The following is a 22,859-nucleotide window of genomic DNA, read 5'->3' on the forward strand; positions in this document are numbered from 1 at the left end:
GGCGAGGCGGTCACGGCGCGGTTCGGGTCGCGGTCCGCGGTCGCCGGGAAACGGGTTCGATCCAGCACACGGCGGCATGCGAAGATCGGGGCATGTCCAGTCCTGCTTCCAGCCCCGTCGCCGCCGGTGAACGCAAACAGCGGGTCCTGTCCGGGATCCAGCCCACCAGCTCCTCGTTCCATCTCGGGAACTACCTCGGTGCGCTGCAGTACTGGGTGACGATGCAGGACGACTACGACGCGCTGTATTTCATCCCGAACATGCACGCCATCACGGTCCCGCAGGATCCGAAGGAGCTGCGTTCGCGTACCCGCCGGGCCGTCGCCCAGCTGCTGGCCATCGGCATCGACCCGGCCCGCTCGACGCTGTTCGTGCAGAGCCAGGTCCCCGAGCACGCGGAGCTGACCTGGGTGCTGAGCTGCCTCACCGGTTTCGGCGAGGCGAGCCGGATGACCCAGTTCAAGGACAAGTCGGTCAAGCAGGGCGCGGAGAACGCGACCGTCGGGCTGTTCACCTACCCGGTGCTCATGGCCGCCGACATCCTGCTCTATCGCCCGCACCAGGTGCCGGTCGGCGAGGACCAGCGCCAGCATCTGGAGCTGACCCGGAACCTGGCCCAGCGGTTCAACACCCGGTTCAAGAAGACCTTCGTGGTGCCGGAGGCACACATCGTCAAGGGCACGGCCAAGATCTACGACCTGCAGGATCCGACCGCGAAGATGAGCAAGTCGGCCGCCTCCGACGCCGGCCTGATCAACCTGCTCGACGATCCGAAGGTGACGGCCAAGAAGATCCGCTCCGCGGTCACCGACACCGAACGTGAGATCCGCTACGACCCCGAGACCAAGCCCGGGGTCAGCAACCTGCTGGTGATCCTCGGCTCGCTTACCGAGACCCCGATCGTCACCCTGGAAAAGGATTACGCGGGCAAGGGATACGGCGATCTGAAGTCCGACGTCGCCGACGCGCTGGTCGAATTTGTCACGCCGTTGCAGGCGAAGGTGGAAGAGTATCTCGCGGATCAGGGCGAACTCGACCGCATCCTCGCCAAGGGTGCCGAACGGGCGCGGGAGATCGCCGGCAACACCCTCGCACAGGTTTACGAGCGAGTGGGTTTCTGACCCGCTCGTCTCGTGCTCGCCGGCTGCGGGGTCCGTCTGAGGGGCTGACAGGTGCAGTTGATCGACAACGTCAAAGCGGCGGTTTCCCGGCAGGTCGCGGCGCGGCCGTGGCTCGACCATCTGGTGCGCGCCGGTGGGCGATATCAGAGTCAGCGCGGCGACTACTTCGCCGCCGGCATCACCTATTTCACGGTGCTGTCGCTGTTTCCGCTGCTCATGGTGGCCTTCGCCGCAGCCGGTTTCGTCCTGGCGGGCAACCCGGAACTGCTCGACGAGATCGAGCAGCGGGTGGTCGAGAACATCCCCGGTGAGCTGGGCACCCAGCTCAACGACCTGATCGACCAGGCCATCAGGTCCCGCACCGCGGTCGGCGTCATCGGCCTGCTGACCGGTCTCTACACCGGCCTGGGCTGGATGGCGAACCTGCGTGCCGCACTGACCGAGCAGTGGGAGCAGAAGACCGAGGACGGAAACTGGTTCGTCACCAAGATCAACGACCTCGGCGCGCTGATCGGCCTTGCGCTGGCGTTCGTGGTGTCGCTCGGTCTGTCGGGCCTGGCCTCCAGTGGGCTGGGCGCACAACTGCTCGACCTGGTCGGCCTGCGTGATGTGCCCGGCGCGCGGTTCGTGCTGTGGCTGTTGTCAACGCTGCTGGCGCTGCTGGCGTCCTGGGCGGTGTTCGCGTGGATGATCGCGCGGCTGCCCCGGGAGAAGGTCACGCTGGCCAGTGCGGCCAAGGCCGCGGCGCTGGCCGCGGTCGCGTTCGAGGTGTTCAAGATGATCGCCTCGTTCTACCTGCAGTCGGTGATGAGCAGCCCGGCGGGCGCGGCGTTCGGCTCGGTGATCGGTCTGATGGTGTTCAGCTACATCACCTATCGGATCGTGCTGTTCGCGACCGCATGGGCCGCGACGGCCGCCGAGAACGAACCCGAAGCCGAGGTGCCGGTGCCGGGTCCCGCGGTGATCCGGCCACGGATGCAGGACGGGGGCCGGTTCGGGAGCGGGGCGACGTATTTCGGGGCCGGTGCGGTTGCGGCGCTGGGGCTTTCGCTGTTGCGGCGGCGTCGGCAGTAGCGGGGAGCGCCGGCGCAGGGCAGACGGTCCGGCGTCCGGTGGCGGAGCAGGAAGGGCCGGTCCGGCTTCGGTGGTGTGGTCGCCGGAAAACTCAGCGGCGCCTGGCGATTCGCCGAGCACCGCCGAGCAGCACCAGCACCATGATCGCGCCGCCGACCACCAGCACCCACCGCAGATCGTCACGATCCGGGCCGCCCTGCGACTGCGCCAGGTGCCCGACCTCCGAACCCTGCGGCGGCGCGGCGAGCGCGACACCCGTCGGGGCGCTTTCGGTGTCCGCACCGGGCAGGCTGCCCACCGACTCGCCGGGGTCGAGCGCGAAGCCGTAATCCAGCAGCCGCGCCGCCTGCTCCCACGGCCGGATCGGCAGTACATCGGCTTTCAACAGCGTGACGATCAACCTGCGCCCGTCGCGCTCGGCCGCCGCGACGAAGGTCTGCCTGGCGTCATCGGTGAAGCCGGTCTTGCCGCCGAGCGCGCCCTCGTAGTTGTAGAGCAGATGGTTGTCGTTGCCGACCGGGAAACCGGGATGGTCCTGGTCGCCGGGAATGCGCGGGTCGGCCGGGTAGCCGGGGAAATCGATCTGCTCGGTGTGGATCAGTTCGGCGAACAGCGGGATCGTCATCGCCTCACGGAACAGCAGCGACAGATCGTAGGCCGAGGTGCTCATACCAGGACCGTCCAGCCCCGACGGCGTCGCGGCGCGGGTATCGAGCGCGTGCAGCGACTTCGCCAGCTCGTTCATCTTCGCCACCGCGGCATCGTCACCGCCGAGCTGGGCGGCGATCGCGTGCGCGGCGTCGTTGCCGGAAGCCATGATCAGCGCCTGCATCAGCTGGCGGTTGGTGTAGCGGCCGCCGGGACCGATGCCGACCCGGGTGCCGTCCACATCGGCGTCGGCTTGGGTCCCGGTGACGACGGTATCCAGATCCAGCGTGCGCAACGCCACCGTCGCCAGCAGCACCTTGATCGTGCTGGCCGGGCGGTACCGGCCATGCGGATCCTTGGCGGCCAGCACCTCGCCGGTGTCCATATCCGACACCATCCACGCCGTCGCCGAGATCTCGGCCGGCACCGGCGGCGCACCATCGGGCACCACCACCCCGCACTCACCCATCCGCTCACCGCCGATCGGCGGATCCGGCACCGGCAGCGGCTTCGGCGTCGGCTGCCCCGGCTCCGGCACCTCCGACAGATCGATCGGTGGCGGCGGCAGGGTCCGCTGGGCGCAGTTGTCGGTGTTCGGCGTGGTGAACGGTGTCGTCGTCGGGCCGGTAGTCCCGGTGGGCTCCGCCATCGCAGGGCCGCCCGCCACCGCACTCACCGTCAGCACTGCCGCCACCGCCACCGCGGCCCGGCGGCGAAGTTCCCGCATGTTCATCGCGGGTGAGCCTAGCGGGCGAGGGGGGATTCACCGCGCCTGGCGGGTGGGCCGTCCGGCAGCTGAAATTTTCCGAACTTGAAGTTTCGGGTACCCGAACATTACTATTTGGTAGTGGAGAGAGTTCGTTCCTTGCGTGGTTTTCGTGGTCTGGCGGGGATCGGCGCGTTGGTCACCGCCTGTGCCCTGGCGCTGGGGGTCTCCGGTTGCGGTGCGATCGAGGCCGACGACGGGAAGCCGACGGTGCTGACCACCTTCACCGTGCTGGCCGATATCGCGGCGAATGTGGCGGGCGAGCATCTCACGGTCGAATCGATCACGAAGCCCGGGGCGGAGATTCACGGCTACGAGCCGACTCCAGGCGACATCAAGAAGGCGGCAAAGGCCGATCTGATCCTGGACAACGGGATGAACCTGGAGGCGTGGTTCGGCCAGTTCGTCGAGGATTCCGAGGCCGCGCACGTGACCGTCAGCGACGGTGTCGCGCCGATGAGCATCACCGAGGACGCCTACCAGGGCAAACCCAATCCGCACGCGTGGATGTCGCCGCTGAACGTGCGCACCTACGTCGACAACATGGTTGCGGCGTTCAGTGAACTCGACCCCGACCATGCCACCGATTTCCGTGCCAACGGCGACAAATACAAAACCGAGCTGCAGCGGGTGCACGACGAGCTCGTCGCCGAGCTGAGTGTGCTGCCGCAACATCAGCGGGCCCTGGTCACCTGTGAGGGCGCGTTCTCCTACCTCGCCCGCGATGCCGGCCTGACCGAGAAATACATCTGGCCGGTCAACGCCGAACAGCAGGCAACGCCACAGCAGATCACCGCGGCGATCGAGTTCGTCCGTGCCAACCAGGTGCCCGCGGTGTTCTGCGAATCCACCGTCTCCGACGCGCCGATGCGCAGGGTCGTCGAGGCCACCGGCGCCTCCTTCGGCGGCGTGCTGTACGTGGACTCGCTGTCCGCACCGGACGGCCCGGTACCGACCTATCTGGAGCTCATCCGCCACGACGCCGGCCTGATCGGCGCCGCACTGACCGGGAGCAAGCCATGAGCGACCAACCAGCCATCGAGGTCCGCGACGTCACCGTCCATTACGGCTCGGTGCTCGCGCTCGACGCGGTCGACCTGACCGTCGAATCGGGGCGGGTGTGCGGGCTCATCGGCATGAACGGCTCCGGCAAATCGACGCTGTTCAAGACGATCATGGGCCTGGTCACCCCCGATCGCGGTACCGTCCGCATCGGCGGCGGCACACCCGCGGCGGCCCGCAAAGCCGGCATGGTCGGCTACGTCCCGCAGAGTGAGGACGTCGACTGGTCGTTCCCGCTGTCGGTGCGTGATGTCGTGACCACCGGCCGCTACGGGCGGATGGGATTCACCCGGCGGGCCCGGCGCAGCGATCGCGATGCCGTCGACCATGCGCTCGAACGGGTCGAGCTCACCGAGCTCGCCGACCGGCAGATCGGCCAGCTCTCCGGCGGCCAGCGCAAACGCGCGTTCGTCGCCCGCGGCATCGCCCAGGGAGCGACCGTGCTGCTGCTGGACGAGCCCTTCGCAGGCGTCGACAAGCGCTCCGAAGCCACCATCACCGGACTGCTGCGGGAACTGGCGGCCGGCGGCGCGACGGTGCTGGTGTCGACCCACGATCTGCACGCCTTGCCCGGCCTGGCCGACGAAGCGGTGCTGCTCATGCGCAAGGTGCTGATGCATGGCGACCCGGACGAAGCCTTGCGGCCCGAAAGCCTCGCTCTGGCTTTCGGTCTCGACGTCATGGGGCAGCGGTGAGTGCGATGGACCCGGTCGATTTCTTCGTGGACCCGCTGCGTTACGAGTTCATGGTGCGCGCGCTCGCCACCAGCGTGATCGCGGCGGTGGTGTGCGCGGTGCTGTCGTGCTGGCTGGTGCTGATCGGCTGGTCGCTGATGGGCGACGCGGTCTCGCACGCGGTACTGCCCGGTGTGGTGCTGGCCTACATCGTCGGCGCGCCGTTCGCGGTGGGCGCGGTGATCTTCGGGTTCCTGGCGGTGGCGTTGATCGGGGTGGTGCGTGACACCAGCCGGGTGAAGGAGGACGCCGCCATCGGCATCGTATTCACCACGCTGTTCGCGTTCGGTCTGGTGCTGGTGTCGGTGACGCCGAGCCAAACCGACCTCAACCACATCATTTTCGGCAACCTGCTCGGTGTGAGCCGCTCGGATCTGCTGCAGATCGCGATCCTGGCCGCGATCGTGTTCGCCGCGCTGGTCCTCAAACGGCGCGACTTCACCCTCTACGCCTTCGATCCCACCCACGCCCACGCCATCGGCATGAGCCCGCGGCTGCTCGGGGCGGCGTTGCTCGGGCTGCTGGCGTTGACCTCGGTGGTGGCGTTGCAGGCGGTCGGGGTGATCCTGGTGGTGGCGATGCTGATCATTCCGGGGGCGACCGCGTATCTGCTGACCGACCGGTTCGGGCGCATGCTCGTCATCGCGCCTACCGTCTCGGCGGCGTGTGCTGTGGTCGGGCTGTATCTGAGCTACCACCTCGATACCGCTTCGGGCGGGATGATCGTGGTTACCCAGGGCGTCGCGTTCGCGGCGGTGTATCTGTTCGCGCCGCGCCACGGAGTGATCGGGGCTCGGATCGCGGCGGCGCGGCGCAAAGCGGCCGGGGTCCCCGTCGCTCCCTGATCGGTGCTGATCCAGTCGGACGCTCAGGAGTCTTGCGTCCAACCGCGACCCTGTGGTGTCGAGCCGACCCGTTGCGCAGTTGAGCCACCGCCCCATGCCGCCGAGCCGATGCGAAGCGCCGGCTCGCCACCGTTCGGCCCGGCGCCGATGCGATGCTGCCTGGAGTCGGCGCACTGCTTCGTCGAGCGATCGGATCGCTGCGTCGAGCCGACGCGTTGTCGCGCTGCACAGCCGTCCGATCCAGGTCGAGCACATCTCAGGCCTCCGGAAGCGCTGGGGCGCTGCGCCATTGCTCGCCCGCGACGACCACGTGATCGAGAAAGCGCAGTCCGACCGTACGCGCCGCCTCGATCAGCAGAGTGCTCGCACGCCGATCATCGATGCTCGGCGACGGGTCTCCGGACGGATGATTGTGCGCGAGCGCGAAGGCGCGGCCGTCGTGGCGCAGCACCGTATTCAAGATCTCCCGCACCGGGACCGCCACCTGGTCGATCGCGCCCTCGGCCACGAACACCGGCTGGCGCAAGCGGTTACGCGCATCGCACACCAGCACCAGCAGCCGCTCCACCCTGGCGCCGGCGAACATCGGCTGCGCGATCCGGGCGACGTCGGCGGCGCCGCGCAGGCACATGGCAGTGGTGGTGCCGTGCCGGGCCCGGTTGGCCAGGTGGAAGGCGGCGATGATCGAGGCCGCTTTGGCCGCGCCGACACCCGAGCGCATGGCCAGCTCCTCGGGCCGCGCCACCGCCAGTCCGGCGAGACCGCCGTGCTCGGCGAGCAGTTCGGCCGCCATCTCCAGCGCGCTCTCGCCGCGCCTGCCGTTGCGCAACAACAGGGCGAGCAGTTCTCCGTCGGTGAGGGCGGCCGGTCCGAGCGCGGCCAGTCGCTCACGCGGACGCTGGGCTGTGGGCAGGTGGGCGATCGGGACCGACATCATTCCCCCTCGGTGCGGCACCGGATGTTGGACGTCCCGAATGATGCCAGCACCCACCGACAGATTTCGGCCCTCCGCGGCAGGCCCTACCTGTCGACGACGACCAGATCCGCGCCGGACCTGCCGGCACCGGAAGCGAGCTTCTCGAGGTGCCGCAGCTGCCGCTCGTGCACCACGATGCGGCGCAGCGCTTCGTTGACGGTCGCCGCACTGGTCGAGGTGCCCATGATGGCACTCGCCGCGGCGAGCAGTTTCTGGTCGAGATCGATCCGCACGGTCGGCATGCGTCCTCCTTCGTACATTCGCCATCTTGCGCCATGAACCGGGCGAATGTGCGGTGAATGGCGCCGTCGAGACGGCTCACACACGCTCCCCGATGCCCGCATCCGCGCTCGAAGGGCACTAAATGTAGACAGTTTGCGCAGTTGAGCGTGTGTTCGTTGTCAGTGTGCCGTGGTGGTGCTTGCATCGAAGTATGTTCACCGAAGCGCAGCTCTATTCGCCGGTCACCCGCACCGGTGACGGTGACGTGACGGTTCATCTGAGCGACGAGCATCCCGGCGTGCACGACCCGGAGTATCGGGCCCGGCGCAACGCGATCGCCGCGCTCGCGCTCGACTACCGGCCCGGCGGCTCCGTGCCGCACATTGATTACACCGCCGATGAGCAGCAGGTCTGGCAGATCGTGTCCGCCGAACTCGCCCGCAAACACCGCATCTACGCCTGCTCCGAGGTCCTCGAGGCGGCGTCGCGGCTCGCGCTGCCCACCGACCGTATCCCGCAGCTGGACGAGGTATCGGCAGCACTGCAACCTTTGACCGGATTCCGCTATGTCCCGGCTGCCGGCCTGGTGCCGCTGCGCGAGTTCTTCGGCTCCTTCGCGCACCGGATCTTCCACGCCACCCAATACATCCGCCACCATTCGGCGCCGCTCTATACCCCCGAACCGGACGCCATCCACGAGGTGATCGGCCACGCCAACCAGATCGCCAGCCCCCGCTTCGCCGCCATCTACGAAACTGTCGGCACCGCCGTCGCACGCCTGGAAACCCAGCAGGCCCTGAAGTTCCTCGCCGACGTCTTCTGGTTCTCCATGGAGTTCGGCGTAGTCCGCGAACACGGCGAAATCCGTTGCTACGGAGCCGGCCTGCTCTCCTCCTACGGCGAGATAGAAGAATTCCGCGAGGCCGACCTCCGCCCCCTCGACATCGCCGCCATGGGCACCGCCACCTACGACATCACCCACTACCAACCCACCCTCTACTGCGCCGACTCGATCGCCGAGATCGAAGACGTCATCGGCGGATTCTTCGCCGAGATGGACGACGAGACACCGCTGCGCCTGGCAGCGGCCCGCTGAAACTGTCGGCACGGTCGAATCGCTGTGCGATGGCGCGGATGGTTGCCATAGCGGCGGCAGGAATGCCGCTCAGTCGGTCGAGGGCAACTGAACGGCGAAGGCCGCCTTCCCGATCGGGGAAGGCGGCCTTCGTGAATCATCCAGCGGATCCGGTGGGACCCCCGAACCTCAGCGCGCGAACAGCAGCGCCCGCTTGACTTCCTGGATGGCCTTGGTGACCTCGATGCCGCGGGGGCAGGCGTCGGTGCAGTTGAAGGTGGTGCGGCAGCGCCAGACGCCTTCGACGTCGTTGAGGATGTCGAGGCGTTCGCGGGCGCCCTCGTCGCGGCTGTCGAAGATGAAGCGGTGGGCGTTCACGATCGCGGCCGGGCCGAAGTAGCTGCCGTCATGCCAGTACACGGGGCAGGACGTGGTGCAGCAGGCGCACAGGATGCACTTGGTGGTGTCGTCGAACCGGGCGCGGTCGGCCTGGCTCTGGATGCGCTCGTGGGTGGGCTCGTTACCGGTGGTGATCAGGTACGGCTTCACCGCGCGGAACGCGTCGAAGAACGGCTCCATGTCGACGACGAGGTCCTTCTCCACGGGCAGGCCGCGGATCGGCTCGACGGAGACGGTGATGGACTTGCCGTTCTTGGGCAGCATGTCCTTCATCAGCACCTTGCAGGCCAGCCGGTTCACACCGTTGATACGCATGGCGTCGGAACCGCACACCCCGTGGGCGCAGGAACGCCGGAAGGTGAGGGTGCCGTCCAGGTAGGACTTGATGTAGATGAGCACGTTCAGGAAGCGGTCGGTCGGCAGCACCGGCACCTGGAACGACTCCCAGTGCGCGCCCTTGTCGTCCTCCGGGTTGAACCGGGCAACCTTCACGGTGATCATGGTCGAGCCCTCGGGAACCGGAGCCGGCTTCTGCGACGAGGGTGCTTCGGCAACAGCGGTCATCAGTACTTACGCTCCATCGGCTCGTAGCGGGTCTGCACCACCGGCTTGAAGTCGAGGCGGATGTCGGACAGCAGGTCCGTACCCTCCTTGTAGGCCATGGTGTGGCGCATGAAGTTCACGTCGTCGCGATCCGGGTAGTCCTCGCGGGCGTGGCCGCCGCGCGATTCCTTGCGGTTGAGCGCGCCGACGACGGTGACCTCGGCCAGCTCCAGCAGGAAGCCGAGCTCGACGGCCTCGAGCAGATCGCTGTTGTAGCGCTTGCCCTTGTCCTGCACCGTGATCCGCGAGTACCGCTCCTTGAGCGCGTGGATATCGGTGAGGGCCTGCTTGAGCGTGTCCTCGGTGCGGAACACCGAGGCGTTGTTGTCCATCGACCGCTGCAGTTCGGTGCGGATGTCGGCCACCCGCTCGTTGCCGTGATCGGACAGGATCAGCGCGAGCCAGTCCTGCACCATCTTGGCCGGGTTCTCCGGCATGTCGACGAACTCGGTGCGCTCGGCGTATTCGGCGGCGGCGATACCCGCGCGACGGCCGAAGACGTTGATGTCGAGCAGCGAGTTGGTGCCGAGCCGGTTGGCGCCGTGCACCGAGACGCAGGCGCATTCGCCCGCGGCGTACAGGCCGGGCACGATGTCGGTGTTGTTGCGCAGCACTTCGCCGCGGATCCGGGTCGGGATGCCGCCCATCACGTAGTGACAGGTCGGGAACACCGGCACCAGTTCCTTCACCGGGTCCACACCGAGGTAGGTGCGGGAGAACTCGGTGATGTCGGGCAGCTTCTCCTCGAGCACGTCCTCGCCGAGGTGGGTCACGTCGATGTAGACGTAATCCTTGTTCGGCCCGGCGCCGCGGCCTTCGAGCACCTCGAGCACCATCGAGCGGGCGACGATGTCGCGCGGCGCGAGGTCCTTGATGGTGGGGGCATAGCGTTCCATGAAGCGCTCGCCGTCGGCGTTGCGCAGGATGCCGCCTTCACCACGGACCGCCTCGGAGATGAGGATGCCGAGGCCGGCCAGGCCTGTCGGGTGGAACTGGTGGAATTCCATGTCCTCGAGCGGAAGACCCTTGCGGAACACGATGGCCATTCCGTCACCGGTCAGCGTGTGCGCGTTCGAGGTGGTCTTGTACATCCGGCCCGAGCCACCGGTGGCGAACACGATCGACTTGGCGTGGAAGACGTGCAGGTCGCCGGTAGCGAGCTCGTAGGCGACGATGCCGGTGGCGACCGGACCGCGCTCGGTCTCGGTGAGCACCAGGTCGAGGGCGTAGAACTCGTTGAAGAACTCGACGTCGTGCTTGACGCAGTTCTGGTACAGCGTCTGCAGGATCATGTGGCCGGTGCGGTCGGCGGCGTAGCAGGCCCGGCGGACCGGGGCCTTACCGTGATCGCGGGTGTGGCCACCGAAGCGGCGCTGGTCGATCTTGCCTTCGGGGGTGCGGTTGAACGGCAGACCCATCTTCTCCAGGTCGAGCACCGCGTCGATGGCCTCCTTGGCCATGATCTCGGCGGCGTCCTGGTCGACGATGTAGTCACCACCCTTGACGGTGTCGAAGGTGTGCCACTCCCAGTTGTCCTCTTCGACGTTGGCCAGTGCCGCGCACATGCCGCCCTGCGCCGCGCCGGTGTGGCTGCGGGTGGGGTACAGCTTGGTCAGCACCGCGGTGCGCGCCCGGGGCCCGGCCTCGATCGCCGCACGCATACCCGCGCCACCGGCGCCGACGATGACGACGTCGTAGCGGTGCTCCTGAATCCGGGATTCACTCATCGGAGGTGGCCTGTTCCTAACTGATGTTGGGGTCGAAGGTGAAGATGACGTAGGTGCCGACGCCCATGACCAGGATCATCGACAGCACCAGCAGCGTATTCAGCCAGAAGCGGGTCGAGTCCTTGCGGGAGTAGTCCGCGATCACGGTGCGCAGCCCGTTGCCGCCGTGCAGCTGGGCCAGCCACAGCATGGCCAGGTCCCAGATCTGCCAGAACGGGCTGGACCACCGGCCGGCCACGAACGCGAAGTTCAGCCGCTTCACGCCGCCGTCGAGCAGCAGCATGATCGACATATGGCCGATCACGAGCACGATCAGGGCCAGGCCGGAGAAGCGCATGAACAGCCACGCGTACTTCTCGAAATTGCTGTTGGCGCGAGCGCGCGGGGAGCGGGGCAGATCCAGGCTCGCCGGACGGTCGTAAGACTTGCCGAGTACAGGTGCGCTCATGATTATCAGTGCTCCGTGAACAGTAGGTAGAACATCCGACCGACAGCGGGCACGAGTAGCACGACCAGCAGGCCGAGGATGCCCCAGAGCATCTGGCGCTGGTAGCGCGGGCCCTTGGACCAGAAGTCCACCAGGATCACTCGCACACCGTTGAGCGCGTGGAACAGTACGCAGAAGACCAGGCCCATCTCCATGAGCGCGACGATCGGGGTCTTGTAGGTCTCGATCGCGTCGTCGTAGGTGGCGGGGCTGACGCGCACCAGGGCGGTGTCCAGGACGTGCACGAAGAGGAAGAAAAAGACGGTCACGCCGGTGATCCGGTGCAGCGCCCAGGACCACATTCCGGGGTCGCCTCGGTACAGCGTCTTCCGCTTCGGCTGAGCCGGAGCTTCTATCGTGGTCATAGAGTGCGGTGCCTCCAACGTCGTTGATGGACCCGGTCGCAGATCCGACGCCGGCGCTTCGAGCCGGAAATCCGGTGCAAACCAGCTCGCGGCCACCAGGAGTTTTATCGCTTGTGGCTGCGCTCCGGCCCGCCGCCGGGAACCTGAACCGATCTGTTGTTGGACTCTAATCCTCTCCGAATCGCGGAACTAATTCGGAGTGCCGCGCGTTGCGCACATTTCCGGTAGGTTAGGGTTACCTTTCCCGGTGGGTGAGGGGTTGTGCGGTGGTCCGTCCATGCCCTGGTGCGGCCGGTTCGAGGGGAGTTCGGGATGACCGAAATCGACTGGAAACTCCTGCGTGACAATGCAATTGGAGTAATGCGCAATGCGTATGCCCCGTACTCGCGATTTCCGGTCGGTGCGGCGGCTCTCTGTGCCGCCGGCCGAATTGTGAGCGGTTGCAATGTGGAAAATGTCTCATACGGTCTCGCCCTGTGTGCCGAATGCGTACTCGTCGGTAACTTTCAAAGCGCCGGTGGGGGCCGCTTACTGGCGGTATCGGTGACCGATTCCCGTGGCGAAATCCTGATGCCGTGCGGGCGCTGCCGTCAGGTGCTCTACGAGTTCGGTGGCGCGCAGCTGCTGGTGGATCATCCGAAGGGGCCGGTGCGGTTGGGCGAGCTGCTGCCGGACGCCTTCGGGCCGGACGATCTGGACGCCGGGCGGAGCTGATCGGCGGCTCCCGGCACGCCCGGCCGCCTCCTGCGAGACTGACGGGCATGACGGCACTGGACGCGGTTTCGATCATCACCACCAAACGCGACGGCGGGCAGCTCTCCGATGCGCAGATCGACTGGGTGATCGACGCCTTCACCCGCGGCGAGGTGGCCGACGAGCAGATGTCGGCGCTGGCCATGGCGGTGCTGCTGCGCGGGATGACGCGGCGGGAGACGGCGCGCTGGACCGCGGCGATGATCGCCTCCGGGCAGCGGATGGACTTCACCGATCTACCGCGCCCGACCGTGGACAAGCATTCCACCGGCGGGGTCGGCGACAAGATCACCCTGCCGCTGGCACCGCTGGTGGCGGCCTGCGGTGCCGCGGTACCGCAGCTGTCCGGGCGTGGACTCGGGCACACCGGCGGCACCCTCGACAAACTCGAATCCATTCCCGGCTGGCAGGCCGACCTCAGCGTGCCCCGGATGCGGGAGATCCTCGCCGACCCCGCCGCGGGCGCGGTGGTGTGCGCGGCCGGTGCGGATCTCGCCCCCGCCGACAAACGTCTCTACGCGCTGCGCGATGTCACCGGAACCGTCGAGTCGGTTCCACTGATCGCCAGCTCGATCATGAGCAAGAAGATCGCCGAGGGCACCGGAGGGCTGGTGCTGGATGTGAAGGTCGGCTCGGGCGCGTTCATGAAGAACATCGAGCAGGCGCGTGAGCTGGCGACGACGATGGTCGAGCTGGGGGAGGACGCGGGCGTGCGCACCGTAGCGCTGCTGACCGGGATGGATATCCCGCTCGGTCGAACCGCGGGCAATGCGCTCGAGGTCGCCGAAGCGGTCGAGGTGCTGGCCGGTGGCGGTCCCGCCGACGTGGTCGAGCTGACGCTGGCGCTGGCCCGGGAAATGCTCGCCCTCGCAGGCATCGACGCCGATCCCGCCGACGCGCTCGCCGACGGCCGTGCCATGGACCACTGGAAGGCGATGATCCGCGCCCAGGGCGGCGATCCGGACGCACCGCTGCCGCGGGCCACCGCCACCGAGACCGTCTACGCGGACCGGGACGGCGTCCTCACCGGCCTCGACGCCATGGGCGTCGGGATCGCGGCCTGGCGGCTGGGTGCGGGCCGAGCCAGGCAGGGCGACCCGGTCCAGGCCGGTGCCGGAGTGCAGCTGCACGCGCGCGTCGGCGAGTGGGTCCGGGCGGGCAGCCCGCTGTTCACGCTGCACACCGATACACCGGAGGCGCTTCCCGGTGCGGTCGCGGCGGTGACCGATGCCGTCACCATCGATCCCGACGGCAGCCACGGTGCCGTCCCGCCGCTTTTCCTCGACCGCATCGAGGCGTGATCGGACGGTCGCGGCAGGACGACGGCGGCGCAACGAGATCGTCGCCACGCCTCGACTCCGTGCCGATTCGGCGCGCTGCGGCTACCGTCAGGACATGACTGGACCGATGCCGTTGACCCTTGCCTCGATCCGCCAAGCGCCCAAGGCGTTGTTGCACGACCACCTCGATGGTGGCCTGCGCCCCGCCACGGTGCTCGAACTCGCCGCCGACTGCGGCTACGACCAGCTACCCGCGAGCGACGCCGACGCGCTGGCCGCCTGGTTCCGCGAAGCCGCCGACAGCGGTTCGCTGGAACGCTATCTGGAAACCTTCAGCCATACCGTGGCCGTGATGCAGACCCCGGAGGGGCTGCGCCGGGTCGCGCGTGAATGCGTCGAGGACCTGGCCGCCGACGGCGTCGTCTATGCCGAGGTGCGGTTCGCGCCCGAGCAGCATCTGGAAGCCGGGCTCACCCTCGACGAGGTGGTCGAGCACACGCTGGCCGGCTTGCGTGAGGGGATGGCGGCGGCCGAGGCGGCGGGCACGCCCATCGTGGCGATCTGCCTGCTGACGGCCATGCGGCACGCGGCCCGCTCGCGGGAGATCGCGGAACTGGCGGTGCGGTTCCGCGACCGGGGCGTCGGCGGGTTCGATATCGCGGGCGCCGAGGCCGGTTACCCTCCGACCCGCCACCTCGACGCCTTCGAATACCTGCGCGCCAACCACGCCCACTTCACCATTCACGCGGGCGAAGCGTTCGGCCTGCCGTCCATTCACGAGGCGCTCGCGTTCTGCGGCTGCGATCGGCTCGGCCACGGCGTCCGCATCACCGACGACATCCATGTTCCCGGTGCGGTCGAGGATGCCCGGCTCGGCGTGGTCGCCAACTATGTGCGCGATATGCGCATCCCGCTGGAGCTGTGTCCATCGTCGAATGTGCAGACCGGCGCGGTGCCCTCGCTGGACAAGCATCCGTTCGACCTGCTGGCCCGGCTGCGTTTCCGTGTCACCGTCAATACCGACAACCGGCTGATGAGCGACACCACCATGAGCGCGGAGATGCTGAAACTGGTCGACACCTTCGGCTACGGCTGGAGCGACCTGGAACGCTTCACCATCAATGCGATGAAGTCGGCGTTCATCCCGTTCCCGGAGCGGCTGCGCATCATCGACGACATCATCAAGCCGGGGTATGCGGTGCTGCTGGGGTAGGGCCGGCAACGACGCAACGGTTAGTTTGAGTTCGTGACGGTATTGCGGATTTCAGCCCGGTTCAATGGTCCTTCCGGCTCCGGCAACGGTGGTTACGTGGCCGGCCTGGTCGCACAGCACGCGACGAGTCCGGCGCCAGCCGCCATGGGTGCGGTCGGCTCGGAAACGGAGCCCGTACGGGTGGTGTTGCGAGCGCCCGCACCGCTCGACGTACCGCTGGAGCTGCGTGCGGGCGGGCTGTACGACGGCGCGACCGTGATCGCCGAAACCGCGGCCGGGACGTTCGAGCGTGACGTCCCGGAACCGGTGTCCTTCGACGACGCGGGCGCGGCGTCGGCCGCCTACCGTAACGACAGCGAGATGTTCCGGTACTGCTTCGTCTGCGGTACCGCCCGCCAGGACGGGCTGGGGCTCGCGCCCGGCGCGGTCGGGACCGGAATGGTCGCCGCGCCGTGGGTGCCGGATGATTCGCTGCCGGTCGACCCGACCCTGCTGTGGGCCGCGATGGACTGCCCGGGCGGCTGGGCCCTGCCGGAGATGCTCGAGCGCCCGGCGCTGCTCGGATCGATGACCGCGAGCGTGTTCGCGCTGCCGGCGGTGGGGGAGAAATGCGTCGTGGTCGGCGCCGACCAGGGCGAACAGGGACGCAAATCGTTCGCCGCCACGGCCGTCTACGGTGCCGACGGCCGCCTGCTCGGGCGGGCCGAGCAGATCTGGATCCGGCTGAACCGGGCGTGACACCGACGCCTGGTCCGGCCGGTGCGGATCACTGCGGGTCGAGCCGCGACTCGAAGTTGCGTTCCAGATCCCGCCAGGCCTGCGCCTCGGCCGCGAACGGCGGGTTCGGTGCCATCCGGGTCGGGTCGGGGTTCAGCAGGTAGGAGACGTACCAGCCGAGCGGGGTGGACTGGGCCAAACCCTGCTCGACGGTGTCGTCGTCGGCGTAGTCGGCGGCATCGGTGAACAGTTCGACGGCCAGGTCGAGCTGTTCGATGTCGACCGATTCGGGGCCGTCGCCGAGATCCTCGGCCAACCCGGGCAGTACGTAGACGTTCTCGTCGGTGACCTCGACCTCGAGCGAACCGTCCACGGCCGCGGTCTGCACCTCGCCGAAGGTGGAGACCCGGGCGAGATCGTGTTCGTGATCGTCGGCGAGGTAGCGGGCCAGCGCACGCTCGGAGTTGAACACCGTGATGGAGCCCTTGCTACCGAGGAAGATCGGCTCGTCGTCGAGGTAGCAGCGCAGCGTGAAGTAGGTGCCTTCACCGGTGACGATCTTGATCGGGTCGATGCCGACCTCGGTCCAGAACGACTCGTCCTCGTCGTCTTCGTCCTCTTCGGTTTCGTCGCTGTCGGCGGTGAGGTCGACCGGCTCGTAGTCGGTGTCGGCGTCGGCCGCGTCGTCGGCTTCCACGACGTTCTCCTCGGCGGCCAGCAGCTCGGCCTCGGCCACCGCGACCGCGTCCGCGTCGACGTCGGGGGTCTGCACCACCGAGTCGATGGCATCGACCACGGCGTCCCAGTCCTTGGCGATGGCGGCGCCGATCTGATCCCAGAGTTCCTCACCGTCGCGCCCGACGAAGGCGTTGATGCCGCTGGGCAGCGCGCCGAGCACCGGATGCGAGCCGAAGAACTTGGTCACCACCTCCAGCTCACACACCTCGCCGATATTGCGCACCATCGCGAGCGTGTCCTCGAGTTCGGCGACGATCTCGGCATCCGGATCGCCCGCGACCAGCTCGGGAACCCCGATCAGGTCGAAGGTGAAGTTGTCCTCCGGCTCCAGTTCCACCGCCGACAGTCCGGCCACGACCTTCCACGCCGGATGGTCGACCAGATCGTTGTCGGAGTCGGTCCGGATGAACGCGGCGAGCTCCGCGACGGACTCGAAACCGTAGAGGGCGTCCTCGTGGCCGAGGAACGCCTCCCACTCGTCGTCGCCGTCACGCCAGCGCGGTGCCCACAGTGTGACGAGATCGCCGTCGGTCAGACCGAGCTCGATCGGGACGATGTCTCCAGAAGCCATGTGCCGAAGCCTATCGAGCTTCTGGCTCAGGCACTATCCGGGCTGGCCCCAACGGTGCCCGTGGCGGTCGGCGACTCGGGCGCGAACGACTCGTTCAGTGCGGCAACGACGTTCGACCGCTGCCCGCCGGCGTCCTCGGCGGCCTGCCTGCAGGCCCAGATGATGAGCTGGGCGACCTCGGCCGGCGGCAGCGAGGTGACCGTCTCCGCCAGCGACAGCGCGACCAACGCGCCGTCGCTGTTCACCTCGGCGCTGACCATGCCGTCTTCGGTGGTGAAACGCCCGCGCACCTGCTTGAGGCCGTACAGCGCGGCCTCGAGCGCCTCGAGTTTCTGCGTGGCCCCGGCGACCAGGGCATCCATTTCCGCGCTCATACCGCGTCCTCTCGGTGTTCGCAGGCGCACTCCATGGTTACGCGCGCTGCCTCCTCCGTGCGCTGACTGCTCACACCGGCCTCATCCAGCTCGTCTGTCCCGTGTCGGCATCGTCGATGCGGTCCAGCTCGTCGACCGCCTGCTGGCGCGTCGGCAGCCCGAGCCGGTCCAGGATGTCGTCGGGCATGCCCGATTCGGCGAGCACCTCGCGCCGCCGGGCCTTGGCCGCGACGGTGGAGCGCTGCGTCAGGCGCAGGATCTCCGCGGCGAGAGCCTGTGCGCCGTAACGGTATTCGCTGCGCTCGAACTTGATCTCCACCGGCATCCCCTGGTCGGTGGCCCGGACCGAGATGGTGCCGGATCGATTGCTGCTGGCCGCCACCGTGACGTTGGGGATGGCGGGTGTGGGCTGTTCGCTCATTCGGTGGGCCTGTAGAAGCCGTAGAACTCCATGTCCAAGTTCTCCGTTCGGATCGCGCTGATGGAGACCGGGTCGCCGGCCTCGACGAGTTGACCGTTGCCGACGACCATGGCGACGTGGCCATCCCAGACCGCCAGGTCGCCGGGCATGAGGTCGCCGGGGGACACCTGGGTGTGTCCGATGTGCTGTTCCTGGGCCAGACGCGGCAGCTCCACACCGGCCTCGCCGTAGGCGTACTTCGTCAGGCCGCTGCAGTCGATGCCGGCGCCGGGGGTGTTGCCGCCCCAGACGTAGGGGGTGCCGACCGCGCCGATCGCGGCCTTCACCGCGGTGGCGGCCTTCTCGTTGGGCGCCTCGACCTGGCTGCCGTCGGGCAGGGTGATCATGACGCCCTCGCCGGTGGCCTTGCCGCTGCTGGTGGAGCCGGAGCCGGACTTCGACGACGAGCTGGTGGCGGTGCGGCTGCCGGAGCTGCCGCCGCGCGAGCCCGAACTGGTGGACGGCGAGCTCATCACCGTGCTGAGCATCGAGCCGGCGGTACCCATGACACCCGAGGCCATCGAGCCGAGGCCCGAGGTCGCGGCGCTGACCGGCGCGGCCACGCTCGCGGGCGCGGTGGACGGCGGCGGGGCCAGCTGCTGCATCGAGGCGGTGTGGGTGGACAGCTCGTTCTGCACCCGGCCGACCACGCCGAGGGCCTGGCCGAGATGGTCGATGGCCGAGCCGACGAGCATGCTCAGCCCGACCGGAGTGGTCAGCGTCGGGCCCGCGGCCACGGCCGTGTCGACGAACGACTGCGCGATGGCGGTGAGGTCTTTCTGCCCGGTCTCGACTTCTGTCGCTGCCTGTCCAACCACCGTAGCCATCTCGTTGCCTCGGTCGGAGATGGTGGCGGCGCTGGTCTGTACGCGCAGGGCCTTGGAGGTCGCCGCGTCGGCGCCCTTGCCGTCCCACACGCTGTTCATCTGGTTGATGCTGTTGCGGCCGAGTTCGTGCACCTGGTCGATCGCGGTCGAGGTGGTGCGCAGCGCGTCGCCGGGGCCGCCGACCGGAAGCACGCCGGTACCGAAACTGGCGAGCAGATCGAAGATCGGCTTCGCCAGCACATTGATGTCGATCACCGGCTCACCCTTCTGCGGACGTGGTCCGCAGCGAGTCGGCGATATCGGTGTCGGTGCCGGCGTAATTGGCCGCCGCGCCCACCGCGGCGGTGCTCATGCTCGACACCACCGCCGACAGCTGGCTGATCGCCGCGACATGGCCCGCGTGGGTGGCGGCATAGGCGGCCATGAAATCACCGCCGATCAGACCGAAGATCGGACCCAGTAGCGCCGGCCCGGCACCGGCGGCTCCCGCTCCCGCCGCCGCGAGCTCGCCCGCCATCACCCCGGCGGTGGCACCGTACGCGGCGATGCCCTCGGTATCCGCTGAGATCCTCTTCATCAGAGCTTCCCCCATCGTCTTCGTTTCCGGGCAGAGTATGTCATCTACCTGATTCGACGCAGCGATCCGCCGATCGGTTCCAGATCGTCGGAAAAAAGTTTCGGCGACAACGGCGGCGAACCCTGCTCCGACTTTATCGTTCCCTCATGCGTACGCACACTGTGGATCACCCGCTCGCCGCGGCTCTGCTGACCGTTCTACGGGACGAGCGCACCCCCAACTCGGCGTTTCGTTCGGCGTTGCGGGACTTGACGGGCCTGCTGGTCTACGAGGCGTTGCGCGACGCGCCGTTGACGCGGTTCGACATCAACACGCCGATCACCGTCACCCAGGGCGCGCGGCTGGCACAGCCGCCGCTGCTGGTGCCGGTCCTGCGGGCCGGGCTCGGAATGGTCGATGCCGCTGCGGCACTCATACCCGACGCACGGGTCGGCTTCGTCGGCATCGCGCGCGACGAGACGACGCATCAGCCGGTGCCGTACCTGGAATCGCTGCCGGCCGATCTGTCCGGGATTCCGGTGTTCGTGCTGGATCCGATGCTGGCCACGGGCGGCTCCATGCGCCACACCCTGGAACTACTGGCCGGACGCGGCGCCACCGACATCACCGCGCTGTGTGTCGTCTCGGCTCCGGAAGGGGTTGCGCTGCTGGAGGATTCCGGGCTGCCGGTACAGCTGATCACCGCGGCCATCGACACCGGTCTCAATGCCGACGCCTATATCGTGCCCGGACTCGGCGATGCGGGGGACCGGCAATTCGGGCCGCGGTGAGCTGTTCGGCGGCCGATCCGCCGACGAATCCGCCGGAGGGCGTGATCACCGCATGAGTGGCGAGGCCACGCTCATCAGTTCGGGCCGCGCTCAGCCGTTCGGGCTATGGTTCGCGCCTGCATTCGCTGCCGGGACGGTGTGCTCACGATGACTCGCCCAGCGCCTCGCAGTAAGAGCGCAGTTCGCGGAGCTGTTGCGCGGCAATCGCTCTCGTCTGCTCGAGTTCACCCGGCGCGGAGACCGGCCGCACGACCTCGAGATAGCACTTGAGTTTGGGTTCGGTCCCGGACGGGCGGATGACCAGCCGTGCCGACTCGCCCTCGAAGATCAGTGCGTCGGTGCGCATCCGCCCGCGCGCGGTGCTCAGATCGGTGACCTGCACCGGCATCCCGGCGATGACGTCCGGCGGGTTCGCCCGCAACCGCGCCAGCAGCGCCGCCGCACTCGCCTGATCGGCCAGCCGCAGCGAGACCTGATCGCCTGCGTGCACACCGAATTCCGCCGCGTAGGCATCGAGTTCGTCGAGCAGGGTGCGCCCGTCCGCTTTCCGCCGCGCCACCAGATCGGCGGTAAGCACGGCCGCGGAGATGCCGTCCTTGTCGCGCACAGTCGCCGGATCGACGCAGTGCCCGATGGCCTCTTCGTAGGCGTAGACGAGCCCGTCGCCCGCCCTGGCCAGCCATTTGAAACCGGTCAGCGTCTCGGCGTAGCGGGCGCCGCGCGCGGGAGCCAGCCGCGACAGCAGCCGCGAGGACACGATCGTGGTCGCGACCAGTGCGCCGGCCGGTGCGGTGCGCAACACGTAATCGGCCAGCAGCACACCGGTTTCGTCGCCGCGCAGCATGCGCACCTTGCCGTCGCGGCCGGGTACACCGATCGCACACCGGTCGGCGTCGGGATCGAGTGCGATCGCGAGATCGGCGCCGACGCGCTCGGCCAGAGCGACGAGCAGATCCGTCGCGCCCGGCTCCTCCGGATTCGGGAAGGCGACGGTCGGGAAGTCCGGGTCGGGGGTGAACTGCTCGTCCACCACGTGCACGTCGGTGAAACCGGCCGCGGTCAACGCCGCTCGTGCCGTCGCGCCACCGACACCGTGCAGCGGGGTCAGCGCGATCCGGATGGTCGCGCGTTCGCCCGGGCCGCCGATCACTGTCGGCAGTGCGGTCACCCGGTCGAGGTAGCGGCGCACCAGATCGGCATCCGACGGTGACACCGCGGTGCGCGGGATCGGCTCGGTGACGGCCTCGATCCGGGCCTCGATCTCGGTGTCTGCCGGTGCCAGCAGCTGGGCGCCGCCGTCGAGGTAGACCTTGTAGCCGTTGTCGGTGGCGGGATTGTGCGAAGCGGTGATCTGGACGCCTGCCACCGCGCCCAGCTCGCGCACCGCGAAGGCCGTCACCGGGGTGGGCAGGGGATCGGGCAGCAGCGTCACCGGGAAACCGGCGGCGGCGAGGATTTCGGCTGCCGCGGTGGCGAATTCGGCCGAACCGTGGCGCGCGTCGCGGCCGACGACCACCCGGCCGCCACCGAGGCAGCGCTCCCGCAACCAGTCCGCCAGGCCCGCCGTCGCCCGGCCGACCGTGGTCACGTTCATGCCGTCGGGGCCCTCGCGCAGCGGCCCGCGCAGCCCGGCCGTCCCGAAGCGCAACATCTACAGCTGCTCCAGCACGCCGCGCAGCAGTTTGCCGAGCCGCGGCGCCGCCGCCCGGCCCTCGGCGAGCACCTCGGCGTGCGAGAGCGCTTCTCCGGTGACGCCCGCGGCCAGGTTTGTGACCAGGGAGATGCCGAGCAGTCTGGCGTCGAGGGCACGGCAGGCGATGGCCTCGAGCACCGTGGACATGCCGACCAGATCCGCGCCCATCGTGCCGAGCATCCGGATCTCGGCGGGGGTCTCGTACTGCGGCCCGGACAGGCCGGCATAGACCCCTTCGGTGAGCGATGGATCCACCCGGCGGGCCAGCTCGCGCAGCCGCGGATCCCACGCGTCGACCATGTTCACGAAGGTCGCGCCCGACAGCGGGGTCCGGCCGGTGAGGTTGATGTGGTCGCTGATCAGCACCGGCTCGCCGACGTGCAGGCCGGGCCGGATCCCGCCGGCGGCATTGGTGAGCAGCACCGTCTGCGCGCCCGCGGCGATGGCCGCGCGTACCGGGCGTACTACGTCGTCGGGGGCATGGCCCTCGTAGAGGTGCTGGCGGCCCATGAGCACCAGTACCGGCGTTTCACCGACCGGTATCGAATGCACCATGCCCACATGCCCCAGCGCGGTGGGTACCGCGATGCCGGGCAGCTCCGACATCGACACCGACGCGGTGGGTGTCCCGATCTCCATGGCGGCGTCCTGCCAACCCGATCCGAGCACCACCGCGACGGGATGGCGTGGCACTCCGGTCTGTTCGGCGATCGCCGCGGCGGCCTGTTCGGCAAGCATGACGGCAACTGTATCGGCCCGCGCCCGCTCGGGCCTGATGGCGA

At 68.4% G+C, this 22,859-nt stretch carries 25 protein-coding genes; 11 read left to right on the plus strand and 14 right to left on the minus strand.

Annotated features, from left to right (window positions below):
• Positions 1 to 92 precede the first annotated feature (92 nt).
• On the plus strand, positions 93 to 1,121 hold the full coding sequence (gene trpS / locus RJ05_RS04850; RefSeq protein ID WP_036533538.1) for a tryptophan--tRNA ligase: 1,029 nt from the start codon (positions 93 to 95) through the stop codon (positions 1,119 to 1,121).
• A gap of 51 nt (positions 1,122 to 1,172) precedes the next feature.
• Positions 1,173 to 2,195, plus strand: coding sequence for an inner membrane protein YhjD (gene yhjD, locus RJ05_RS04855; protein WP_036533539.1), 1,023 nt, complete (start codon positions 1,173 to 1,175; stop codon positions 2,193 to 2,195).
• A 91-nt stretch (positions 2,196 to 2,286) separates the two neighbouring features.
• Here yhjD and RJ05_RS04860 read toward each other — a convergent pair whose 3' ends face one another.
• Positions 2,287 to 3,576, minus strand: a complete 1,290-nt coding sequence (locus tag RJ05_RS04860; protein ID WP_174343898.1) for a D-alanyl-D-alanine carboxypeptidase family protein — start codon at positions 3,574 to 3,576, stop codon at positions 2,287 to 2,289.
• 114 nt (positions 3,577 to 3,690) lie between these two features.
• Here RJ05_RS04860 and RJ05_RS04865 point away from each other — a divergent pair, with 114 nt between their 5' ends.
• Genes RJ05_RS04865 through RJ05_RS04875 form a run of 3 tightly spaced genes read left to right on the plus strand, consistent with a single transcriptional unit; the run spans position 3,691 to position 6,250 of the window.
• On the plus strand, positions 3,691 to 4,632 hold the full coding sequence (locus RJ05_RS04865) for a metal ABC transporter substrate-binding protein (RefSeq protein ID WP_249040549.1): 942 nt from the start codon (positions 3,691 to 3,693) through the stop codon (positions 4,630 to 4,632).
• The gene (locus RJ05_RS04870) at positions 4,629 to 5,366 is read left to right on the plus strand and encodes a metal ABC transporter ATP-binding protein (protein WP_036533541.1); all 738 of its coding nucleotides are present in this window, start codon (positions 4,629 to 4,631) and stop codon (positions 5,364 to 5,366) included. The genes RJ05_RS04865 and RJ05_RS04870 overlap by 4 nt, the downstream gene beginning before the upstream one ends.
• A 5-nt stretch (positions 5,367 to 5,371) precedes the next feature.
• The gene (locus RJ05_RS04875; RefSeq protein ID WP_036533542.1) at positions 5,372 to 6,250 is read left to right on the plus strand and encodes a metal ABC transporter permease; all 879 of its coding nucleotides are present in this window, start codon (positions 5,372 to 5,374) and stop codon (positions 6,248 to 6,250) included.
• 256 nt (positions 6,251 to 6,506) lie between these two features.
• Here RJ05_RS04875 and RJ05_RS04880 read toward each other — a convergent pair whose 3' ends face one another.
• Together RJ05_RS04880 and RJ05_RS04885 are read right to left on the minus strand one after the other, a co-directional pair.
• A complete protein-coding gene (locus tag RJ05_RS04880) occupies positions 6,507 to 7,184 on the minus strand; it encodes a JAB domain-containing protein (protein WP_036533691.1) in 678 nt (225 codons plus the stop codon).
• 86 nt (positions 7,185 to 7,270) lie between these two features.
• Complete coding sequence (locus RJ05_RS04885; protein ID WP_036533544.1) at positions 7,271 to 7,468, minus strand: type II toxin-antitoxin system VapB family antitoxin; 198 nt, start codon at positions 7,466 to 7,468, stop codon at positions 7,271 to 7,273.
• A 191-nt stretch (positions 7,469 to 7,659) separates the two neighbouring features.
• Here RJ05_RS04885 and RJ05_RS04890 point away from each other — a divergent pair, with 191 nt between their 5' ends.
• On the plus strand, positions 7,660 to 8,544 hold the full coding sequence (locus RJ05_RS04890) for a phenylalanine 4-monooxygenase (RefSeq protein WP_036533545.1): 885 nt from the start codon (positions 7,660 to 7,662) through the stop codon (positions 8,542 to 8,544).
• Between the two features lie 168 nt (positions 8,545 to 8,712).
• Here the strand turns inward: RJ05_RS04890 and RJ05_RS04895 are convergent, their stop codons facing one another.
• The 4 genes from RJ05_RS04895 to sdhC are packed head-to-tail and all read right to left on the minus strand — an operon-like array spanning position 8,713 to position 12,104.
• A complete protein-coding gene (locus RJ05_RS04895; protein WP_036533547.1) occupies positions 8,713 to 9,486 on the minus strand; it encodes a succinate dehydrogenase iron-sulfur subunit in 774 nt (257 codons plus the stop codon).
• A complete protein-coding gene (gene sdhA / locus RJ05_RS04900) occupies positions 9,486 to 11,252 on the minus strand; it encodes a succinate dehydrogenase flavoprotein subunit (protein ID WP_085996156.1) in 1,767 nt (588 codons plus the stop codon). The genes RJ05_RS04895 and sdhA overlap by 1 nt, the downstream gene beginning before the upstream one ends.
• 16 nt (positions 11,253 to 11,268) lie before the next feature.
• Positions 11,269 to 11,700: a succinate dehydrogenase hydrophobic membrane anchor subunit gene (locus tag RJ05_RS04905; protein WP_014349289.1), complete on the minus strand. Its 432-nt coding sequence runs from the start codon at positions 11,698 to 11,700 to the stop codon at positions 11,269 to 11,271.
• A gap of 5 nt (positions 11,701 to 11,705) precedes the next feature.
• Positions 11,706 to 12,104, minus strand: a complete 399-nt coding sequence (gene sdhC, locus RJ05_RS04910; protein ID WP_081505318.1) for a succinate dehydrogenase, cytochrome b556 subunit — start codon at positions 12,102 to 12,104, stop codon at positions 11,706 to 11,708.
• 312 nt (positions 12,105 to 12,416) lie between these two features.
• Between sdhC and RJ05_RS04915 the strand changes: the two genes are divergently transcribed.
• The 4 genes from RJ05_RS04915 to RJ05_RS04930 all read left to right on the plus strand — a co-directional run bounded on the left by RJ05_RS04915 (position 12,417) and on the right by RJ05_RS04930 (position 16,088).
• A complete protein-coding gene (locus tag RJ05_RS04915; RefSeq protein ID WP_036533549.1) occupies positions 12,417 to 12,818 on the plus strand; it encodes a cytidine deaminase in 402 nt (133 codons plus the stop codon).
• Between the two features lie 47 nt (positions 12,819 to 12,865).
• Complete coding sequence (locus tag RJ05_RS04920) at positions 12,866 to 14,158, plus strand: thymidine phosphorylase (RefSeq protein WP_174343899.1); 1,293 nt, start codon at positions 12,866 to 12,868, stop codon at positions 14,156 to 14,158.
• Between the two features lie 94 nt (positions 14,159 to 14,252).
• Positions 14,253 to 15,350 (plus strand): adenosine deaminase, encoded by a 1,098-nt coding sequence (locus RJ05_RS04925; protein ID WP_036533551.1) that lies wholly within the window; start codon positions 14,253 to 14,255, stop codon positions 15,348 to 15,350.
• A gap of 180 nt (positions 15,351 to 15,530) precedes the next feature.
• On the plus strand, positions 15,531 to 16,088 hold the full coding sequence (locus RJ05_RS04930) for a hypothetical protein (RefSeq protein ID WP_249040550.1): 558 nt from the start codon (positions 15,531 to 15,533) through the stop codon (positions 16,086 to 16,088).
• Positions 16,089 to 16,116: 28 nt separating this feature from the next.
• Here RJ05_RS04930 and RJ05_RS04935 read toward each other — a convergent pair whose 3' ends face one another.
• The 5 genes from RJ05_RS04935 to RJ05_RS04955 all read right to left on the minus strand — a co-directional run bounded on the left by RJ05_RS04935 (position 16,117) and on the right by RJ05_RS04955 (position 19,614).
• Positions 16,117 to 17,376, minus strand: coding sequence for a SatS C-terminal domain-containing protein (locus tag RJ05_RS04935; RefSeq protein ID WP_036533554.1), 1,260 nt, complete (start codon positions 17,374 to 17,376; stop codon positions 16,117 to 16,119).
• Between the two features lie 26 nt (positions 17,377 to 17,402).
• Entirely contained in the window at positions 17,403 to 17,750 is a 348-nt protein-coding gene (locus RJ05_RS04940) for a YbaB/EbfC family nucleoid-associated protein (protein ID WP_036533556.1), read from the minus strand.
• A gap of 70 nt (positions 17,751 to 17,820) precedes the next feature.
• Positions 17,821 to 18,171: a hypothetical protein gene (locus RJ05_RS04945; RefSeq protein ID WP_036533558.1), complete on the minus strand. Its 351-nt coding sequence runs from the start codon at positions 18,169 to 18,171 to the stop codon at positions 17,821 to 17,823.
• On the minus strand, positions 18,168 to 19,292 hold the full coding sequence (locus tag RJ05_RS04950; protein ID WP_036533560.1) for a C40 family peptidase: 1,125 nt from the start codon (positions 19,290 to 19,292) through the stop codon (positions 18,168 to 18,170). Before RJ05_RS04950 ends, RJ05_RS04945 begins: the two co-directional genes overlap by 4 nt.
• A gap of 4 nt (positions 19,293 to 19,296) precedes the next feature.
• Entirely contained in the window at positions 19,297 to 19,614 is a 318-nt protein-coding gene (locus tag RJ05_RS04955; protein WP_036533561.1) for a type VII secretion target, read from the minus strand.
• 146 nt (positions 19,615 to 19,760) lie between these two features.
• Here RJ05_RS04955 and upp point away from each other — a divergent pair, with 146 nt between their 5' ends.
• Positions 19,761 to 20,384 carry a uracil phosphoribosyltransferase gene (upp, locus tag RJ05_RS04960; protein WP_036533563.1) on the plus strand — a complete coding sequence of 208 codons (624 nt, stop codon included), beginning with the start codon at positions 19,761 to 19,763 and terminating at the stop codon, positions 20,382 to 20,384.
• Between the two features lie 142 nt (positions 20,385 to 20,526).
• Here the strand turns inward: upp and RJ05_RS04965 are convergent, their stop codons facing one another.
• Together RJ05_RS04965 and RJ05_RS04970 are read right to left on the minus strand one after the other, a co-directional pair.
• Positions 20,527 to 22,035 (minus strand): phospho-sugar mutase, encoded by a 1,509-nt coding sequence (locus tag RJ05_RS04965; RefSeq protein ID WP_036533565.1) that lies wholly within the window; start codon positions 22,033 to 22,035, stop codon positions 20,527 to 20,529.
• The gene (locus RJ05_RS04970) at positions 22,036 to 22,815 is read right to left on the minus strand and encodes a purine-nucleoside phosphorylase (RefSeq protein ID WP_036533567.1); all 780 of its coding nucleotides are present in this window, start codon (positions 22,813 to 22,815) and stop codon (positions 22,036 to 22,038) included.
• Between the last annotated feature and the right edge of the window lie 44 nt (positions 22,816 to 22,859).

The sequence above is a fragment of the Nocardia cyriacigeorgica NBRC 100375 genome (assembly GCF_000308555.1).
Classification (GTDB): Bacteria; Actinomycetota; Actinomycetes; order Mycobacteriales; family Mycobacteriaceae; genus Nocardia; species Nocardia cyriacigeorgica.

Coding starts and splice junctions, on each gene's coding strand:
- RJ05_RS04955 (WP_036533561.1), bottom strand. CDS start 19,614: ATGAAGAGGATCTCAGCGGATACCGAGGGCATCGCCGCGTACGGTGCC.
- RJ05_RS04940 (WP_036533556.1), bottom strand. CDS start 17,750: ATGAGCGCGGAAATGGATGCCCTGGTCGCCGGGGCCACGCAGAAACTC.
- RJ05_RS04925 (WP_036533551.1), top strand. CDS start 14,253: ATGACTGGACCGATGCCGTTGACCCTTGCCTCGATCCGCCAAGCGCCC.
- trpS (WP_036533538.1), top strand. CDS start 93: ATGTCCAGTCCTGCTTCCAGCCCCGTCGCCGCCGGTGAACGCAAACAG.
- RJ05_RS04920 (WP_174343899.1), top strand. CDS start 12,866: ATGACGGCACTGGACGCGGTTTCGATCATCACCACCAAACGCGACGGC.
- sdhA (WP_085996156.1), bottom strand. CDS start 11,252: ATGAGTGAATCCCGGATTCAGGAGCACCGCTACGACGTCGTCATCGTC.
- upp (WP_036533563.1), top strand. CDS start 19,761: ATGCGTACGCACACTGTGGATCACCCGCTCGCCGCGGCTCTGCTGACC.
- RJ05_RS04905 (WP_014349289.1), bottom strand. CDS start 11,700: ATGAGCGCACCTGTACTCGGCAAGTCTTACGACCGTCCGGCGAGCCTG.
- RJ05_RS04970 (WP_036533567.1), bottom strand. CDS start 22,815: ATGCTTGCCGAACAGGCCGCCGCGGCGATCGCCGAACAGACCGGAGTG.
- RJ05_RS04870 (WP_036533541.1), top strand. CDS start 4,629: ATGAGCGACCAACCAGCCATCGAGGTCCGCGACGTCACCGTCCATTAC.
- RJ05_RS04965 (WP_036533565.1), bottom strand. CDS start 22,035: ATGTTGCGCTTCGGGACGGCCGGGCTGCGCGGGCCGCTGCGCGAGGGC.
- RJ05_RS04880 (WP_036533691.1), bottom strand. CDS start 7,184: ATGTCGGTCCCGATCGCCCACCTGCCCACAGCCCAGCGTCCGCGTGAG.
- RJ05_RS04890 (WP_036533545.1), top strand. CDS start 7,660: ATGTTCACCGAAGCGCAGCTCTATTCGCCGGTCACCCGCACCGGTGAC.
- RJ05_RS04935 (WP_036533554.1), bottom strand. CDS start 17,376: ATGGCTTCTGGAGACATCGTCCCGATCGAGCTCGGTCTGACCGACGGC.
- RJ05_RS04895 (WP_036533547.1), bottom strand. CDS start 9,486: ATGACCGCTGTTGCCGAAGCACCCTCGTCGCAGAAGCCGGCTCCGGTT.
- RJ05_RS04885 (WP_036533544.1), bottom strand. CDS start 7,468: ATGCCGACCGTGCGGATCGATCTCGACCAGAAACTGCTCGCCGCGGCG.
- RJ05_RS04860 (WP_174343898.1), bottom strand. CDS start 3,576: ATGAACATGCGGGAACTTCGCCGCCGGGCCGCGGTGGCGGTGGCGGCA.
- RJ05_RS04915 (WP_036533549.1), top strand. CDS start 12,417: ATGACCGAAATCGACTGGAAACTCCTGCGTGACAATGCAATTGGAGTA.
- sdhC (WP_081505318.1), bottom strand. CDS start 12,104: ATGACCACGATAGAAGCTCCGGCTCAGCCGAAGCGGAAGACGCTGTAC.
- RJ05_RS04875 (WP_036533542.1), top strand. CDS start 5,372: ATGGACCCGGTCGATTTCTTCGTGGACCCGCTGCGTTACGAGTTCATG.
- RJ05_RS04945 (WP_036533558.1), bottom strand. CDS start 18,171: ATGAGCGAACAGCCCACACCCGCCATCCCCAACGTCACGGTGGCGGCC.